This is a genomic window from Streptomyces actinomycinicus, from assembly GCF_016741775.1.
Classification (GTDB): Bacteria; Actinomycetota; Actinomycetes; order Streptomycetales; family Streptomycetaceae; genus Streptomyces; species Streptomyces actinomycinicus.
Genome location: NZ_JAERRK010000008.1, coordinates 123,654 through 139,135, shown reverse-complemented (window position 1 = coordinate 139,135; position 15,482 = coordinate 123,654). Strand labels below are relative to the sequence as shown.

Annotated in this window: 12 protein-coding genes; 4 read left to right on the top strand and 8 right to left on the bottom strand. The window is 71.6% G+C overall.

Translation table 11 applies throughout. The features are described 5' to 3' along the window. Nucleotides 1-376: 376 nt before the first annotated feature. From JK359_RS18370 to JK359_RS18350, 5 genes are all read right to left on the bottom strand, one after another. Nucleotides 377-1,198 carry a TetR family transcriptional regulator gene (locus JK359_RS18370; RefSeq protein WP_236678052.1) on the bottom strand — a complete coding sequence of 274 codons (822 nt, stop codon included), beginning with the start codon at nt 1,196-1,198 and terminating at the stop codon, nt 377-379. A gap of 160 nt (nt 1,199-1,358) precedes the next feature. Continuing rightward, complete coding sequence (locus JK359_RS18365; RefSeq protein WP_201836877.1) at nt 1,359-3,164, bottom strand: 3-hydroxyacyl-CoA dehydrogenase family protein; 1,806 nt, start codon at nt 3,162-3,164, stop codon at nt 1,359-1,361. A gap of 362 nt (nt 3,165-3,526) precedes the next feature. After that, nucleotides 3,527-4,663 (bottom strand): alpha/beta fold hydrolase, encoded by a 1,137-nt coding sequence (locus tag JK359_RS18360; RefSeq protein WP_201836875.1) that lies wholly within the window; start codon nt 4,661-4,663, stop codon nt 3,527-3,529. Nucleotides 4,664-4,681: 18 nt separating this feature from the next. Continuing rightward, nucleotides 4,682-5,719, bottom strand: coding sequence for a hypothetical protein (locus JK359_RS18355; protein WP_201836873.1), 1,038 nt, complete (start codon nt 5,717-5,719; stop codon nt 4,682-4,684). After that, nucleotides 5,716-7,047: a glutamate-cysteine ligase family protein gene (locus tag JK359_RS18350; protein ID WP_201836871.1), complete on the bottom strand. Its 1,332-nt coding sequence runs from the start codon at nt 7,045-7,047 to the stop codon at nt 5,716-5,718. Before JK359_RS18350 ends, JK359_RS18355 begins: the two co-directional genes overlap by 4 nt. A gap of 290 nt (nt 7,048-7,337) precedes the next feature. Here JK359_RS18350 and JK359_RS18345 point away from each other — a divergent pair, with 290 nt between their 5' ends. Both JK359_RS18345 and JK359_RS18340 read left to right on the top strand, forming a co-directional pair. Beyond that, nucleotides 7,338-8,189, top strand: coding sequence for an alpha/beta fold hydrolase (locus tag JK359_RS18345; protein WP_201836869.1), 852 nt, complete (start codon nt 7,338-7,340; stop codon nt 8,187-8,189). Continuing rightward, the gene (locus JK359_RS18340; RefSeq protein ID WP_201836867.1) at nt 8,182-8,784 is read left to right on the top strand and encodes an adenylosuccinate lyase; all 603 of its coding nucleotides are present in this window, start codon (nt 8,182-8,184) and stop codon (nt 8,782-8,784) included. Before JK359_RS18345 ends, JK359_RS18340 begins: the two co-directional genes overlap by 8 nt. Nucleotides 8,785-8,791: 7 nt before the next feature. On the opposite strand, the gene JK359_RS18335 is transcribed toward JK359_RS18340, so the two are convergent. The 3 genes from JK359_RS18335 to JK359_RS18325 form a co-directional block, all read right to left on the bottom strand. Continuing rightward, nucleotides 8,792-9,316, bottom strand: a complete 525-nt coding sequence (locus JK359_RS18335; protein ID WP_201836865.1) for a GNAT family N-acetyltransferase — start codon at nt 9,314-9,316, stop codon at nt 8,792-8,794. 147 nt (nt 9,317-9,463) lie between these two features. Next, nucleotides 9,464-11,026, bottom strand: coding sequence for an alpha/beta hydrolase (locus JK359_RS18330; RefSeq protein ID WP_201836863.1), 1,563 nt, complete (start codon nt 11,024-11,026; stop codon nt 9,464-9,466). A 148-nt stretch (nt 11,027-11,174) separates the two neighbouring features. Continuing rightward, a complete protein-coding gene (locus tag JK359_RS18325) occupies nt 11,175-12,239 on the bottom strand; it encodes an Rv2578c family radical SAM protein (RefSeq protein ID WP_201836862.1) in 1,065 nt (354 codons plus the stop codon). A 134-nt stretch (nt 12,240-12,373) separates the two neighbouring features. Between JK359_RS18325 and JK359_RS18320 the strand changes: the two genes are divergently transcribed. Both JK359_RS18320 and JK359_RS18315 read left to right on the top strand, forming a co-directional pair. Further along, on the top strand, nt 12,374-12,817 hold the full coding sequence (locus JK359_RS18320; protein WP_201836861.1) for an SRPBCC family protein: 444 nt from the start codon (nt 12,374-12,376) through the stop codon (nt 12,815-12,817). A 162-nt stretch (nt 12,818-12,979) separates the two neighbouring features. Beyond that, the gene (locus JK359_RS18315) at nt 12,980-15,382 is read left to right on the top strand and encodes an MFS transporter (RefSeq protein WP_201836860.1); all 2,403 of its coding nucleotides are present in this window, start codon (nt 12,980-12,982) and stop codon (nt 15,380-15,382) included. Nucleotides 15,383-15,482 lie beyond the last annotated feature (100 nt).

The window sequence follows — 15,482 nt, the reverse complement described above, 5'->3', positions numbered from 1 at the left end:
GTCGGTGCTGCGATGAGTGCTGCTGAGGGTTTTCGAGGGTGTGCCGTCGGTTCGGCTCAGTGGTGCTTCGGCAGCGCTTTGTGGCGCGGGAGGTTGCCTGTGACGCAGGCGTCCGGGCGCGCAGGCCATGAGCTTGCGGGGACAGCCGGCGAGCGAACGGTCTCTGCTCGCCGGCCGCCCGGACTCCTTCAACGTATGACACCGCGTGTCAGGTGGCAAGGCACTGAGTGCCAGGAGTTGGCCTCAGATGAAATCTTTACGTAACAAATGAGCGATGATCGATCGAACGCGCCTTGAAATCCGCTTGAAATCGGCTCCTGGCATGCCAAAACGGCCACCCCGAGGGGTGGCCGTCATCACAGGGCGGGCGAGGCTCTCAGCGCTCCTTCAGCGCCTCCTCGATGGTCCGCATGACCTCGTCCAGCGGGGCGTCAGTACGGGCGACCGTGACCAGCACCTCGCCGTGCGCGGACACCGTCGCCGGCGCGCTCGCCCCGGACGCCCCGGCAGCCGGGCCGCGGCCGGCCCCGATGCCGCTGCCGAAGGTCTTGCGGACGATGGCGAAGGCGTGGTCCAGCTGGGCCTCCACGTCCCCCTGGCCGCCCGCGCGCAGCCAGCGCCGGAGCACGTGGTTGTGGGCGGTGACCACGGCCGAGGCGGCGACCTCGGCCAGCAGCGGGTCGTCGTTGGCGTCGTCGGCGTGCGCGTGCTCGTCGAAGTGGCCGAGCAGATAGCGGGTGAACAGGCGCTCGTAGCGGGCCACGGAGGCGATCTCGGCCTCGCGCAGCGTGGGCACCTCGCGCGTGAGCTTGTAGCGGGCGACCGAGATCTCGGGCCGGGCCGCGTACATCCTCATGACTTCCTTGATGCCGCGGCACACCGTGTCGAGCGGGTGCTCGTGCGCGGGAGCGGCGTTGAGCACCGCCTCCGCACGGACCAGGGTGTCGTCGTGGTCCGGGAAGATCGCCTCTTCCTTGGAACGGAAGTGACGGAAGAAGGTGCGGCGGGCGACCCCGGCGGCGGCCGCGATCTCGTCGACGGTGGTCGCCTCGTACCCCTTGGTCGCGAACAGCTCCATGGCTGCGGCCGCCAGCTCTCGGCGCATCTTGAGCCGCTGGGCGGCGGCGCGACTGCCTGCGGCACTTTCCGGCGCGTCGGGCGTAGCTGGTGTACGTGAGGACTTGGCGGGCTGGGACATGACCCGAACGTACTGCATGTGCGCAGCTCGATGCGCAGGTCCGGGATGTCCCCCGTCCGCGGAGGGCGGGGGACCGCCGGGCCGGGCGGGCGGGGGCGAGCCGCCCGGGTCGAGCAGTCCGCCCCAGTCCGCGTCCGTCCGGAACCAGTCGCCGACGCCGTCAGCGGCGGGCATACTCGCGGAAGCCGCGGCCGGTCTTGCGGCCGAGGCAGCCCGCGGCCACCAGGTGCTCCAGCAGCGGCGCCGGGGCCAGTCCCGGGTCGCGGAACTCGCGGTGCAGCACCTTCTCGATGGCCAGCGAGACGTCCAGGCCGACCACGTCCAGGAGTTCGAACGGCCCCATCGGGTAGCCGCCGCCGAGCTTCATGGCCGCGTCGATGTCGTCGAGGGACGCATAGTGCTCCTCGACCATCTTGATGGCGTTGTTGAGGTACGGGAAGAGCAGCGCGTTCACGATGAAGCCCGCGCGGTCCCCGCAGTCGACCGGGTGCTTCTTGATCCGGCCGCACACCTCACGGACCGTCGCGTGCACGTCGTCGGCGGTCAGCACCGTGCGCACGACCTCGACCAGCTTCATGGCCGGCGCCGGGTTGAAGAAGTGCATGCCGATCACGTCCTGCGGGCGCGAGGTGGCGCGGGCGCAGGCCACCACGGGCAGGGACGAGGTGGTCGTGGCCAGGACCGCGCCCGGCTTGCACACCTTGTCCAGCGTGGCGAACAGCTGCCGCTTGATCTCCAGGTCCTCGGCGACCGCCTCGACGGCGAGGTCCACGTCGGCGAAGGAGTCGTAGGAGCCCGCCGGGACGACCCGGTCCAGGATCCCGGCGGCGGCCTCCGCGGTCAGCCGTCCCTTGTCGACGGACCGGGCGAGGGACTTGCCGATCCTGGCCTTCGCCGCCTGGGCCTTCTCCACGCTGCGGGCGGCCAGGACGACGTCGTAGCCCGCCTTGGCGAACACCTCGGCGATGCCGGAGGCCATGGTGCCGGAGCCCGCGACACCGACCGAGCGCACCTCGCGGCCGGGGGCCTGCGAGCCGCCCTGCGCCGGCGTCAGCGTGTCCGGCACGACCGCGCTGCTCCCCGGTGCCTCGTAGGTGTAGAAGCCGCGCCCGGCCTTGCGGCCCGTCAGGCCGGCCTCGCTGAGCTGCTTGAGGATCGGGGCGGGGGCGTGCAGCCGGTCCCGGGACTCGGCGTACATGGCCTCCAGGACCCGGCGGGCGGTGTCGACACCGATGAGGTCCAGCAGGGCGAGCGGGCCCATCGGCAGGCCGCAGCCGAGCCGCATGGCGGCGTCGATGTCCTCGCGGGAGGCGTACCTCGCCTCGTACATCGCGGCGGCCTGGTTGAGGTAGCCGAAGAGCAGCCCGTCGGCGACGAAGCCGGGGCGGTCGCCGACCGCGACCGGCTCCTTGCCCAGTTCGACCGCGAGGTCGGTGACGGCGGCGACGGCCCCCGGCGCGGTCAGCACCGAGGAGACGACCTCCACCAGCCGCATCGCCGGCGCCGGGTTGAAGAAGTGCAGGCCGAGCACGCGCTCGGGACGGGCCGAGTCGGCGGCCAGCCGGGTCACGGACAGCGCGTTGGTGCCGGTCGCGAGGATGGTCTCGGGGCGGACGATGCCGTCCAGCTCACGGAAGATCTGCTGCTTGATCTCGTACGACTCCGGGGCCACCTCGATGACGAGGTCGGCGGCGGCGGCCGCGGTGAGGTCGGTGGTGGTGCGGACACGGCCCAGCACCTCGCCGCGCTCCTGCTCGGTGAGCCGGCCGCGGGCCACGGCACGGGCGGTGGCCGCCTCCAGGGTGCCGAGGGCCTGGGCGGCCTGGGCCTCGCTGATGTCGATGCCGATCACCTCACGGCCGGCCTTGGCGAGGACCTCGGCGATGCCGGTGCCCATGGTGCCGAGGCCGACCACGGCGATCGTCCGGAGCGGGGACAGAGATGAGTCGGACAGGGGAGTGGCCATCGCGGGACTCCAGGAATGAGGGTGACGACGAGGAGCGCGCCGGGTGCGCCGGAAGGCGCACCACGGTGCGGAATGAATGCGGGTGTTGCCGGGCTGCAAGCGCACACGCCCGGTGCTGCCGGTCCCACGGGCGTGCACACGCCCGGGAACGGCGGAACTTCCGACCGGCTCTGTCCCGAAGCCGGGTCGTACTGCGGTACACGGTGTACCGAACCGACCTCGCTCGCGGCGGCTGCGTCACCAAACCGTCGCCAGCGGATGTGCGAGGGGTACTCGCTCGTATGAGCTTAACCGGTGGGTAACGAGCGCGCCAGCCCCCGTGCGGAGCCGGCTCTGTGATCTGCCTCCCGCGGCCGCCGGGATCAGCGGCCGCGCAGCAGCGCGCCGATCTCCCGCTTGAGGAAGGCGTCCTCGCAGAACTCGAAGTGGTCCACCCGCCGCAAGTCGAAGACCTGCCGGATGCCCCGCTGCCGGGCGCGCGCGACGACGTCGTTGAACCGCTGCTCGAAGTGCATCGAGAAGAACACGCGGGTCAGGTCGCTGACGGCCCGGATGCGCTCCAGGCGCCGGAAGAACAGGTCGTAGTGGCCGTCCGGCTCCCAGTAGTCCCACAGGTCGGCCGCGTAGCGCTGGACCTGGCTCAGGTCCTTGCCGCTGATCTTGTGCAGGTACTCGCAGACGTTCTGGAACTCCACGAGTTCCTCCGGGATCTGCGCGATGCGCTTGAGCTCCGCGAGCGGCTGCTCCGGGTTGAGGCGGGCCACCTTGCTGGAGATGACCATCGTCGAGTGGTTGATGTTCGGGTCCAGCAGCAGCACCGACCTGATCTTCGGCTGCCGCTCGGGATGGTCCCGCCACAGCTCGGCCAGCCGGAAGAGCAAGTCGCAGCCGACGGAGAAGCCGACCAGCGTCAGCCGCTTGTACGGATACTGCCGCTGCAGGTTGTTGATGGCGCCGCTGATGAGGTCCGCGTGCAGCGCCATGCCGATCGGGCGGTACCGGGCGTCCCGGGCCTCGTCCGCGTTGTGCCCGAACAGGGTGATGGCCACCGTGTGCTGGCGGGCCACGTTCATGAAGGGGCGGAAGTCGTCCGCGTCCAGCCCCAGACCGTGCAACAGCACCACCAGGTCCGGCGATTCGGCGCCGCCCTCGAGGTACCACAGCTGCCGGCCGATGACGGCGTCGTCCGAGGGCAGGTCCTCCTCGAAGTCGTCCGCGTGGATGTCGAAGAAGTTCCGCACCACCTCGCGCCGCAGTTCGCGCCGGCGCTCGGCGATGCCCCGGGTCCACCAGGCCACGGTGAAGATCGCCGTGACCGCGAGGATCACCAGCGTGCCGCCGGCGATCACATGGCTCCACGTCCAGGCGAGCACCGCACGCGCCTCGTCGCTGTAGATGCCCACCGCGGAGCCCACGAGCCCCCCGACGACCGTCACCGCGGCCTTGTGCCGGGCCGCGAACGCGACCACCCGTTCCACCAGCACCGAGCTGTGGATCACCGGTCCCCCCCCGTCCTGTCAGCCCGTCAGGGCGCCGAACCCCGCCCGGACGTGCACGTCCCCCACGAAGTGCGCGTCGGACACGTCGGCGATGTGCAGAGGCTCGGTGCCTCCGTCCCGGTAGGCGTGCACGGTGCAGCCCATCCGGGTGAGCCCGTGGCTGGGATCCATGACCAGCAGCATGCCCGGCACCGCCAAGGCGCCCATGACCGTCTCGACCAGGCGCCGTCTGACCTCCTCGGCATACTGGTAGAGCACGAAGTTGCAGGTGACGACGTTGATGCGGAAGGCCTTGAGGAGACCGGCGAGCGCCGCCGAGTCCAGCAGGTCCAGCGGGCGCAGCAGCACCCGCTCCTCGGCCTCCTTCGACCTGTCCAGCGACCAGAGCACCTCCTCGAACCGCTGCTCGTAGTAGTCGGACGGCCCGTGGCAGGTGCGCACCCACTCCAGCGTCGGCAGCGGCGGCCGGTCGACCCCGCAGACGAACTCCAGGGGGATGTGCCGGAACGGGGGAGCGGCCGGGTGCCAGCGCAGATCACCGGCGAAGCGGTCGAAGACCACCTCGTTGTTCAGCTGTCGGGGGAGCAGCCCGATGCTGGTGCCCAGGTCGAGCAGCCGTACCCGGTCCAGACCGCGCGCCTCGGCGAACGCACCGATCACCAGCTGCGGAAGCAGGAAACGCCGTGCGCCCGTGTACGAGTTGGAGCGTCCGTCCATCAGCCGTACGACGGCGGCGTGCCGTTCGTGCAGCAGGTCCGCCAGCACGGTGACCCGCTCCTTGAGCGGCGTGCCGGCGTCGAACACCCCCGCCGGAGCGCCGTCCTGCAGCAGCAGATGCCGCACCGAGGCGCCGAGCAGACTGATGGCGTGCGCGTCACTGATGTACGGCCGCTCACGCCACACCGCCGACAGCACCTCGTCCAGCGCCGACGACCGCTCCGACGCGGCCAGCTCCGCCAGGCCTTCGTGGAAGACGGCCCATCCGTGATTGCCCTGCTGATGGTGGAGCATGTCGGTCAGTGCCTGGCGCAGCGACTCCTTGCGGGCGGATATCACGAACCGGTCACTCCTTCGGGGACAGGGGGACGGAGGAAGGCGGCGCGGCGCGCGTGCGCGGGGGCGCGCCCGCGTGCGGTGTGGTGCTCGGCGAAGCGCGCCACCGCGCCGTACAGGCCGGGGGAGACGCCGAGCCGGCGCAGCCCCGGCAGCGCCAGGTCCATCACGGTGCGGACCAGGGCGGCCAGTTCCGGGTCGCCGAGGCCCCGTCGCGCCGCGTCGATCCAGTACTGCCGGGTGGGGTGCAGGCGGTGCGCGCGGACGAGCGAGGCCGCCGCGTCGGAGGTTCCCTCGTCGTCCAGGAGCGCCGCCACGACGGCCACGGGCACGATCCAGTCGTCGCCGTCCTGGGCGTCGATCATGCGCAGCTCCAGGTGTCCGCAGGCGCGCACCGGCGGCACCAGGGACTTCAGATGGAGGAAGACGTCCGCGGAGCGGACCGCGCGCGGCCCGGCTCCCCGCAGCCACTGGCGCAGGGACAGCCCCGAGGGAGCGGGCTCCCAGACCGCGCCGGGGTCCGCGTCCGGGTCCGTGCCGGCCGTCGGGTCCGGGGCCGCGCCGGTACGGGCCGCGCCGTCGGGAGGTGCCGGCGGGGCCTGCCCGCACCGGCGGACGGCCACCACCTTGGCGTCGAGGGCGAACCGGGTCCACGTGCCACGCGGGTCACCGCCCAGGGGCAGCGGCCCGGTACGGAACGGGTCGGTCCCGAAACGCAGCGACTGCCGGCCCGAGAGCACGGTCCCCTGACCGTCCGGCGCCCCGGGTACCGGCGAGTTGGCGAACATCGCCATCAGTACCGGGCCGAGGGCGTTGGTGATCAGCCACCTGCGGTACCGGCCGCGCCAGCCGTCCGAGCCGTCCCCGGCCTCCACGTTCACCTGCACGGAGGCGGTGTTGCACAGCAGGGTGTCCCCGCTCTGCCCGTGGCGCGCGTAGTAGCGGCGCAGGGCCTGGTAGCGCGGCAGCGGTACGGTGAACCGGGGCGCCCGGCCGTCGAGGCCGGCGCCCAGCAGGTGCAGTCCCGCGGCGAGCGCCCGGCTCCGCAGCACGGCGACGTCCGCGGCCACGGCGTCCACGCACCGCGCCAGCGAGTCCTGAGGGGCTCCGCTCAGTTCCACCTGGCCGCCGGGTTCCCACGAGATCCGGCTGCCGTGGGGCAGCGGTTCCCGCAACAGGGACGTGAAGCAGGCCAGTTCCCTGCCGTCCGCCCGGCGGGCGGGGTCGGCCAGCGGGAGGACGAACCACTCCAGCTCCACCCCGACGCGTCCCACTCGGTTCCGGGACATCGAGTGATCGAAGATCAGCTGTGCCGCCTCCGACTCGCTCAAGGAACCTTCCAAAGAAGCACGCTCCCCCCGGCCCCAGGGATCTACCCGACGAAATGGATCGTGACGTTCCATCAGTGCTGCCCGCGGTTGTAGTGCGGTGACGCGGGCGAGTCGTGCAGGAATCTCTCAGGTGGATGCATTTCTACCCGTGGCTGCAGAAGCTGAAGCGCGCCCGCGCGACTCCGGCTGAAGAATCAGATTCCTGCCCTGGCGGAACGGGTACTGGACTATGGTCTGAGGTCTCCGACAGTGCGTTCCCGATCCGCCCCATCAAGAGAGTGGCCCATTCCATGGCAACCCTTCTGCCTTCAGACAGCTTGACGTACCAGAGTTTCGGACAGCTGAGCTACCTGGAACGTGTGGCCGATTCGCGTACGGTGACGGTGTTCTTTCACGGACTGGGACTGGACGCGACGGATTACCAGGGGTATCTGGAGTCGCACGAAACGCACGGAATCGCCGTGAACCTGGCCGGCTACGCACCCCGCTCTGCCGGTCATCTGCCACCGGTGCCCGCGAAGGACCACGTGGAGATGGTGGCGGGCCTGGTGCGGCGGATCGGTCATGACCATCCGGAGAAACGGATCGTCCTGGTCGGGTTCTCGCTGGGTGCCGATCTGGTGCTGCAACTCGCGGAGCACTGGACGGCGAACCCCGACGGCTGGCGGCCGTCCCTCTTCGGGGCCCTGTTGCTCGATCCCAATGTGAATCGTTCGACCATGACCATTTCGCGACTGTTCGCCGCCGCAGACCGGCGGGATCCGCTTCCCGCTCTGAAGAAACTGGTTGATCTCGCTCCGGATCTCGACGGGTTCCGGGCGTTGTGCACCTATGCCAGCAGGATCGCGGCGAAGGATTTCGGTCAGGTGCGGCAACTCGCGGACGACATGATGCACTACTGGGATCCGACCGGATACGACCAGTTCGGTGAACGGGTGGCTCGCGTGGCCGCAATCTCGAACGAAGTCAACATCGTTCTCTCCGCCGACTATGGAGAACACCTGCGCGAAATGGAGGATGCTGTGCGCCGGCACGGTGCCCCAGCTGCGAGAGTCGTCTTCAATATCACCGAAATGGATCATTTCGGCCTCATCGAGCACGGCGTTCTGCACCGGCAGCTGAAATCCCTCGGCTGTGACTGACACCCGGGCGGAACGGGACGAGGCCGAGCGGGCGCTCGCCGAGCGCCTGCGGCAGGAGTCGGGCGGCCCGGTGGCGTTCGACCGGCTGCTGGCCACCGGCGACCACGACGAGCTGGCGGAGGTGCTCACCGCACCCGGACAGCCCCTGTGGGCCAGGGAGCTGGCCGCCTTCCGTCTCGGGCTCGTGGGCGACCGGCGTGCCTTCGAGTCCCTCGTGCTGCTGCTCAACCACCGCGATCCGCCGCGCTGTGCCTCCGCGGCCCACGCCCTCGCCCGGCTCGGCGACCCGCGCACGGCCCGGGCCGCCGCGGCGCTCGCCACCAACGAACTGCGCGTCGCCTACGCCCTGCACCCGGTACGGCTCCTGGCCGCCCTGCGGGCCCCCGAGTCGGTGCCCGCGCTGATCACTACCCTGGAGCGGCGGCTGCGCCCGCACGACCCCTATCGGCGGGTCGCGCTCGCCTGCGTGGAAGGCCTGGGCGCGCTGGGCGACGCCCGCGCCCGGCGGGTGCTGAACGAGGCCCTGGCCCACCCGGCGCTCGCGGAGGCGGCGGTGCACGCGCTGGCGCGGATCCCGCAGCAGCAGCCGAAGTGACGCCAGGTCAGCCGACGGGTGTCTTCACGTACCGCACCTCGGGCACGGGCACGCCGCCGGCCTCGAAGGGCTCCTCGGCCCCGTCGAACCGGAACCCGGCGCGCTCGTAGAAGCGGCGGGCCGAGGCGTTCTCCCTGAGCACCCACAGGAGCATCCGCGGACGTCCCGCGCACCGCTCGACCGAGGCGGTCAGCAGGGCCCGGCCGATGCCACAGCCCAGATGGGCCGGGTCGACGTACACCGCGTACAGCTCGGCGTCGTCCGTGAGCACGTCACCGTCCCGGTACGGGCCGTACGCCGCCCAGCCGAGCACCGTGCCGTCCTGCTCGGCGACCAGGTTCGTCACGGAGCCGTCCGGACCGGTGAACCGGGCGCGCCGCCGTTCGGCGTCCGCCGAGACGCTGAGCCCGTCGAGATACGCCTGCGGCATCAGCCCCCGGTAGGCCTGCTGCCAGCCGCGTATCCGGATCTCGGAGACACGCTCGCAGTCGGTCAGGGCCATGGGGCGGATGCGGATGGTGGACCGGTCCATGACGGCATCCTAGGGACCGGCCCCCGGCGACGCCCGTGGATTACGGTCCGGCCGGCTCCCCTCGTGCAGGGCGAGCCGGCCGGAGGCCGCGAGGCGCGGCCGGTCGTGGCGCCCCGGCCCTTCGGCCGGGCCCCCTCGGCGGACGGGTCAGCGGCCGAAGCCCAGCAGACCGTGCAGGGCCGAGCTGCGGGGCGACGCCGGCGCCGCCTTCGCGGTCAGGGGCTTCGGGTCGGGCGACTTGGCACAGACCGCGTCGACCGGTCCGCGGCCGCGCGGCACCGTGCCGTCGGCCAGATAGGCGGCCAGGTACGTGTCCAGGCACTTGTTGCCGTCCAGGGTGATGCCGTGGTTCCCGCCGCCCTCCTCGACCACCAGACTGGAGCCGGCCAGCAGCTGATGGACGGTCACGCCGCCCGCGTAGGGCGTGGCCGCGTCGTCGGTGGCCTGGAACAGCAGGGCCGGCGGCAGCTTGCCGTTGGCCACGTTCACCGGCTGCCGCGGGGGCGTCGGCCAGAAGGCACAGGGCGCGTTGTACCAGGTGTTGTTCCAGGTCATGAAAGGCGCCTTCCGGTACGCCTCCCAGGTGTCCGCGCGCCACCGGTCCCAGGAGCGGGACCAGGAGGCGTCCCGGCACTGCACGGCCGTGTAGACGCTGTAGCCGTTGTCGCCCGAGCCGTCCACGGCGGCGAAGCTCCGGTACGCCTCCAGCAGCGGCCCGGTGTCCTTGTGGTGCACCCAGGCCGCGAACGCGGCGGCCAGGTAGGGCCAGTAGCCGTGGTAGTAGCCGCCGGGGACGAAGGTGTCGTCCAGCTCGGCGGCGCCGACCTTGCCCCTGGCCGGCTTCTTCGCCAGGGCGGCCCGCATCGCGTACCACCGGGCCTCGACCTGCCGGGGGTCCTTGCCGAGCCGGTACGTGCCGTCGTACCGGGCGATCCAGGCCATCAGCGCGCGGTGGCGGTCGTTGAAGGCGTAGTCCTGGGCGAGGTTGTCGTCGTACCAGACCCCGGTCGGATCGACGATCGAGTCCAGCACCAGACGACGGACCCGCTCGGGGTACAGCTTCGCGTAGACCGCGCCGAGGTAGGTGCCGTACGAGTAGCCGAAGTAACTGATCTTCTTCGCGCCCAGTGCCTGCCGGACGGCGTCCATGTCCCGGGCGGCGCTCACGGTGTCGATGTACGGCAGCACGTCGGCGTACTTGCGGCCGCAGGCGGCGGCGAAGGACTTCACTCGCTCCAGGTTCGCCCGTTCCAGCGCGGGGGTGCGCGGCACGGCGTCCGGGCGTACCGGCTTGAAGTGGCCGGAGGCACAGGTCAGGGCGGGCTTGCTGGCGCCGACCCCGCGCGGATCGAAGCCGACGACGTCGTACCGGGACGCCACGCTCTTCGGCAGCGCCGAGGCGACGAGCCCGGCGAGCGTCAGCCCGCTGCCGCCGGGCCCGCCCGGGTTGACCAGCAGCGGGCCCAGGGAGGTCTTCGCGGTGTGCGGGACGCGGGACAGGGCGAGGGTGATCTTCCGGCCGGACGGATGCGCGTGGTCCAGCGGCACCTTCAGGGAGGCGCACTGGAGCCGGGGGTAGTCGCTGGTGCCGCACTTCTTCCAGGCGGGCTTCGGCACGGGGGCGGCGGTGGCCGCCCGGACGGGAACGGCGGTGACCGAGCCCGCGACCACGGCGGCGGCTGCGCACAGCACGGCTGCGCGTGTTCTCATCAAGGTCCTCCCGGGACGGAGGTTTCGGCGAACCGCGAGGCTCACGGTTCTCGCCGGATCGTCCCGGAGTGGGGGCCCTGAAGAACGCGTTACAGCGATACTTGACCCAATTGGGCCGCGGGATGCCCCCTAACGCCCACGGAAGTGATCACATCAGGCTGAGCTGGACCGGTTCGGGCCCGGTGGGGGCTTCGGCCGGCTCGGGCGGGCGGATCCGGCGGGCCGTCCCCGCGCGCGTGGGGCCGATGCCGTACTCCTGCGCCAGCTCGTGGACCTGACGGGTGATCCGGCGCTGGTACCACTTGGGGGCGTAGGCGCCCTCCGCGTACAGCCGCTCGTAGCGCCGCACCAGGTGCGGATGGTGCTGCCCGAGCCAGGCCGTGAACCACTCGCGGGCACCCGGGCGCAGGTGCAGCACCAGCGGGGTGACGGAGGTGGCCCCGGCCGCCGCGATCGCACGTACCGTGGCCCGCAGTTGGGCCGGGTGGTCGCTCAGGAACGGGATCACCGGCGCCATCAGCACCCCGCAGCCGATGCCGTGCTCCCCGAGGGTGCGGACGACGTCCAGCCGGCGCTCGGGCGCGGGCGTGCCCGGCTCCACCGTGCGCCACAGCCCGGTGTCCAGGAAGCCGACCGAGACCGAGATGCCGATGTCCGTCACCCCAGCCGCCCGGACCAGCAGGTCCAGGTCGCGCAGGATGAGGGTGCCCTTGGTCAGGATCGAGAACGGGTTGGCGTGCTCGGTGAGCGCGGAGATGATGCCCGGCATCAGCCGGTAGCGGCCCTCGGCACGCTGGTAGCAGTCGACGTTCGTGCCCATCGCGACGTGGTCGCCCTGCCAGCGCCGTGAGGCCAGCTGGCGGCGCAGCACCTCCGGCGCGTTCACCTTGACCACGATCTGGGTGTCGAAGCCGATGCCCGTGTCCAGGTCCAGGTAGCTGTGCGTCTTCCTGGCGAAACAGTAGACGCAGGCGTGAGAGCAGCCCCGGTAGGGGTTCACCGTCCATTCGAACGGCATGCGCGAGGCACCCGGCACCCGGTTCAGCACCGAGCGCGCCCGGACCTCGTGGAAGGTGATCCCACGGAACTCAGGGGTGTCGAACGTGCGAGTGGTGACGGCGTCCGCGCCGAACAGCGCGGCGTCGGCGGTCCGGCCGTGCTCGGCGGACTCCGCGGGCCCGGCGGGCTCCACGGCGAGGTTCTCCCAGCGCATGACGCCTCCTCGGTAGCGCTGGCCCTAGAATAGAACATCTGTTCCCATGATCGTGCGGACCCCGATTTGGGCGGCCGGGCGCCGGGGTGGTTGGCTTGCCCCAACCCCGAGGAACCAGGTCGTGGAGGAACGCAATGGCGCAGGTCGAGGCCACTACGGAGCGGGTCGTCGCGGCGGACGCGGAGAAGGTGTTCGACGCCCTCGCCGACTACCGCGGCACCCGGCAGAAGCTGCTGCCCGAGCACTTCAGCGAGTACGAGGTGCGCGAGGGCGGCGACGGCGAGGGCACCCTCGTCCACTGGAAGCTCCAGGCCACCAGCAAGCGGGTGCGCGACTGCCTCCTCGAGGTCGGTGAGCCCACCGACGGCGAACTGGTCGAGAAGGACCGCAATTCCTCCATGGTCACCACCTGGCGCGTCACGCCGGCCGGCGAGGGGAGGTCCCGGGTCGTCGTCACCACCACCTGGCAGGGCGCCGGCGGCATCGGCGGCTTCTTCGAGAAGACGTTCGCCCCCAAGGGCCTCGGCCGGATCTACGACGCCCTGCTCGCCAACCTCGCCGCCGAGGTCGAGAAGTAGCCCCAAGGGCCCGCCGGTGAAAGGGCGTTGACCTCCGGTTGACCCCTTCACCGGTTCGAGTGGAACTCCGCGCTGTCCGGGACGGTGCCGTAACTCGCCGCAGTTGTTCGCAGTTGTCGCCTTATGCGGGAATTGTGACAGCTGCGACGAGGGGAGCGGTACGTGGGCGGGACGACTCTGGTGAAGCACGAGCCGGCCGTGGCACCGGCCGCCGAGAACGAGCCCGCCGCCGCTCCGCCGCCCCCGCCCGCACCGGCCGCCGGGCTCCCGCCCCGCCGGGTCCGGCTGGTCTTCGTCGGGCTGATGCTGGCGCTGCTACTGGCCGCCCTGGACCAGATGATCGTCGCCACCGCCCTGCCGAAGGTGGTCGGCGAACTGCACGGCCTGGACAGGATGTCCTGGGCCATCACGGCCTACCTGCTCACCTCCACCATCGGCCTGCCGCTGTACGGCAAGCTCGGCGACCTCGTGGGCCGCAAGGGCGTCTTCCAGTTCGCCATCGCCGTCTTCGTCCTCGGCTCCGCGCTCGCCGGCCGCGCCGGGACGATGGACCAGCTGATCGCCTTCCGCGCCCTCCAGGGCGTCGGCGCCGGCGGGCTGATGATCGGCGTGCAGGCGATCATCGCCGACATCGTGCCGCCGCGGGAACGCGGCCGCTACATGGGCCTGATCGGCGCCGCCTTCGGGCTCGCCTCCGTCGCCGGACCGCTGCTCGGCGGCTACTTCACCGACCACCTCTCCTGGCGCTGGTGCTTCTACGTCAACGTCCCCTTCGGCCTGGTCACCCTGGCCGTCGTCACCCTCGTCCTGAAGCTGCCCCGGCCGCGGATCCGGGCCCGCCTCGACGTGCTCGGCGCGCTGCTCCTCGCCACCGCCTCCACCTGCCTGGTGCTGCTCACCAGCTGGGGCGGCACCGAGTACGCCTGGGACTCGCGACAGATCATCGGCCTCGGCGGCGGCGCCCTCGCCGCCACCGTGCTCTTCCTCGTCGCCGAGCGCTTCGCCGCCGAACCCCTCATCCCGCTGCGGCTGTTCCGCGACTCCGTCTTCAACGTCAGCGGTCTGGTCGGCCTCGTCATCGGCGTCGCCCTGTTCGGCGCGGCCAGCTACCTGCCGACGTTCCTGCAGATGGTCGACGGAGCGAGCGCCACCGAGTCCGGGCTGCTGATGCTCCCCATGATGGCCGGGATCGTCGGTGCCTCGATCATCGGCGGCCAGCTCATCAGCCACACCGGCCGCTACAAGATCTTCCCCGTGCTCGGCGGCGCCGTCTCCGCCGTCGGCATGTGGCTGCTGTCCCGGCTGGAGACCGGCACGCCCCGGCTGCACTACAGCATCTGGATGGCCGTGCTCGGCGCCGGCATCGGCCTGGTGATGCCCGTCCTCGTCCTCGCCGTGCAGAACTCCGTGCGCCCCGCCGACCTCGGCACCGCCACCAGCGCCAACAACTACTTCCGGCAGATCGGCGGCAGCGTCGGCGCCGCCGTCTTCGGCACCCTCTTCGCCGGCCGGCTCACCGACTCCCTGCGCCGGGAACTGCCCCCGCGCGCGGGCACCGGACTGCCCGACCCCGACTCCCTCACCCCGCAGCTCGTGCACGCGCTTCCCCCGGCGCTGCGCGACGCCTACATCCGCGCCTACGCCGACGCGATGCCCCGGATCTTCCTCTACCTCGTCCCGGTGCTCGTCCTCGGCCTGGTCATCGCCTTCTTCCTCAAGGAGAAACCCCTGGTGTCCCACCACACCGCAGAAACGGAGCCCGAGACCGTGAACGCTCCGATCCCGCAGGCCCGTTCGCCGTACCCCGCCGGAATCCCCGTCTGCGGCACGGTGCAGCACCCCGACGGCACCGTGGTGCCGCGCGCGGCACTCACCCTCATCGACGTCGCCGGACAGCAGATCGGGCGGGGCGCCAGCACCGACGACGGCAGGTACGCGCTCAGCACGCCCGGCTCCGGGTCGTACGTGCTGATCGCCGCCGCCGGCGGGCACCAGCCGCAGGCCGTGTCCGTCACCGTCGGCGAACGCCCCGTCGACCTCGACGTCGTCCTCGGCGGCGCCGGACGGCTCGCCGGCAGCGTGCTCACCGCCGACGGCAGCCCCGTCCGCGACGCCACCGTCACCCTGACCAACGTGCACGGCGAGGTCGTCGCCGCCACCCGCAGCGGGCGCGAGGGCGGTTACGTCATCACCGAGCTGGTCGCCGGCGAGTACACCCTGGCCGCCAGCGCCCCCGCATTCCGGCCCGCCGCGCTCCCGGTGAGCGTCCAGGCGTCCCGGGAGACCCGGCAGGACATCGAACTCGCGGGCGGCGCCGTGCTGAAGGGCACCGTGCGGGCCGGCGGCGGACGTCCCGTGGAGGACGCGCGGGTGACCCTCCTCGACGCCGCCGGCAATGTCGTCGACACCCTCACCACCGGAGCCGACGGAACGTTCCGGTTCGTCGACCTCTCGTCCGGCGAGTACACCGTCATCGCCGCAGGTTACCCGCCGGTCGCCACGGTTCTGCAGGTCGCGGGCGGTGGCCGCACGGAGCGGGACCTGCAGCTCGGGCACGAGGACTGAGCGGGGCGCCGGGCCGCGCGACCGGGCGATCAGCTGAAACCAATTCCAGAATTGCCACACATCGCGACCGGCCGCCGCCTTACGGTAGTGGCGGGCGGCA

Excerpts from the sequence above, each read along its gene's own strand:
- JK359_RS18365 (WP_201836877.1), bottom strand. The coding sequence starts at position 3,164 with ATGGCCACTCCCCTGTCCGACTCATCTCTGTCCCCGCTCCGGACGATC.
- JK359_RS18320 (WP_201836861.1), top strand. The coding sequence starts at position 12,374 with ATGGCGCAGGTCGAGGCCACTACGGAGCGGGTCGTCGCGGCGGACGCG.
- JK359_RS18335 (WP_201836865.1), bottom strand. The coding sequence starts at position 9,316 with ATGGACCGGTCCACCATCCGCATCCGCCCCATGGCCCTGACCGACTGC.
- JK359_RS18330 (WP_201836863.1), bottom strand. The coding sequence starts at position 11,026 with ATGAGAACACGCGCAGCCGTGCTGTGCGCAGCCGCCGCCGTGGTCGCG.
- JK359_RS18325 (WP_201836862.1), bottom strand. The coding sequence starts at position 12,239 with ATGCGCTGGGAGAACCTCGCCGTGGAGCCCGCCGGGCCCGCGGAGTCC.
- JK359_RS18345 (WP_201836869.1), top strand. The coding sequence starts at position 7,338 with ATGGCAACCCTTCTGCCTTCAGACAGCTTGACGTACCAGAGTTTCGGA.
- JK359_RS18370 (WP_236678052.1), bottom strand. The coding sequence starts at position 1,198 with ATGTCCCAGCCCGCCAAGTCCTCACGTACACCAGCTACGCCCGACGCG.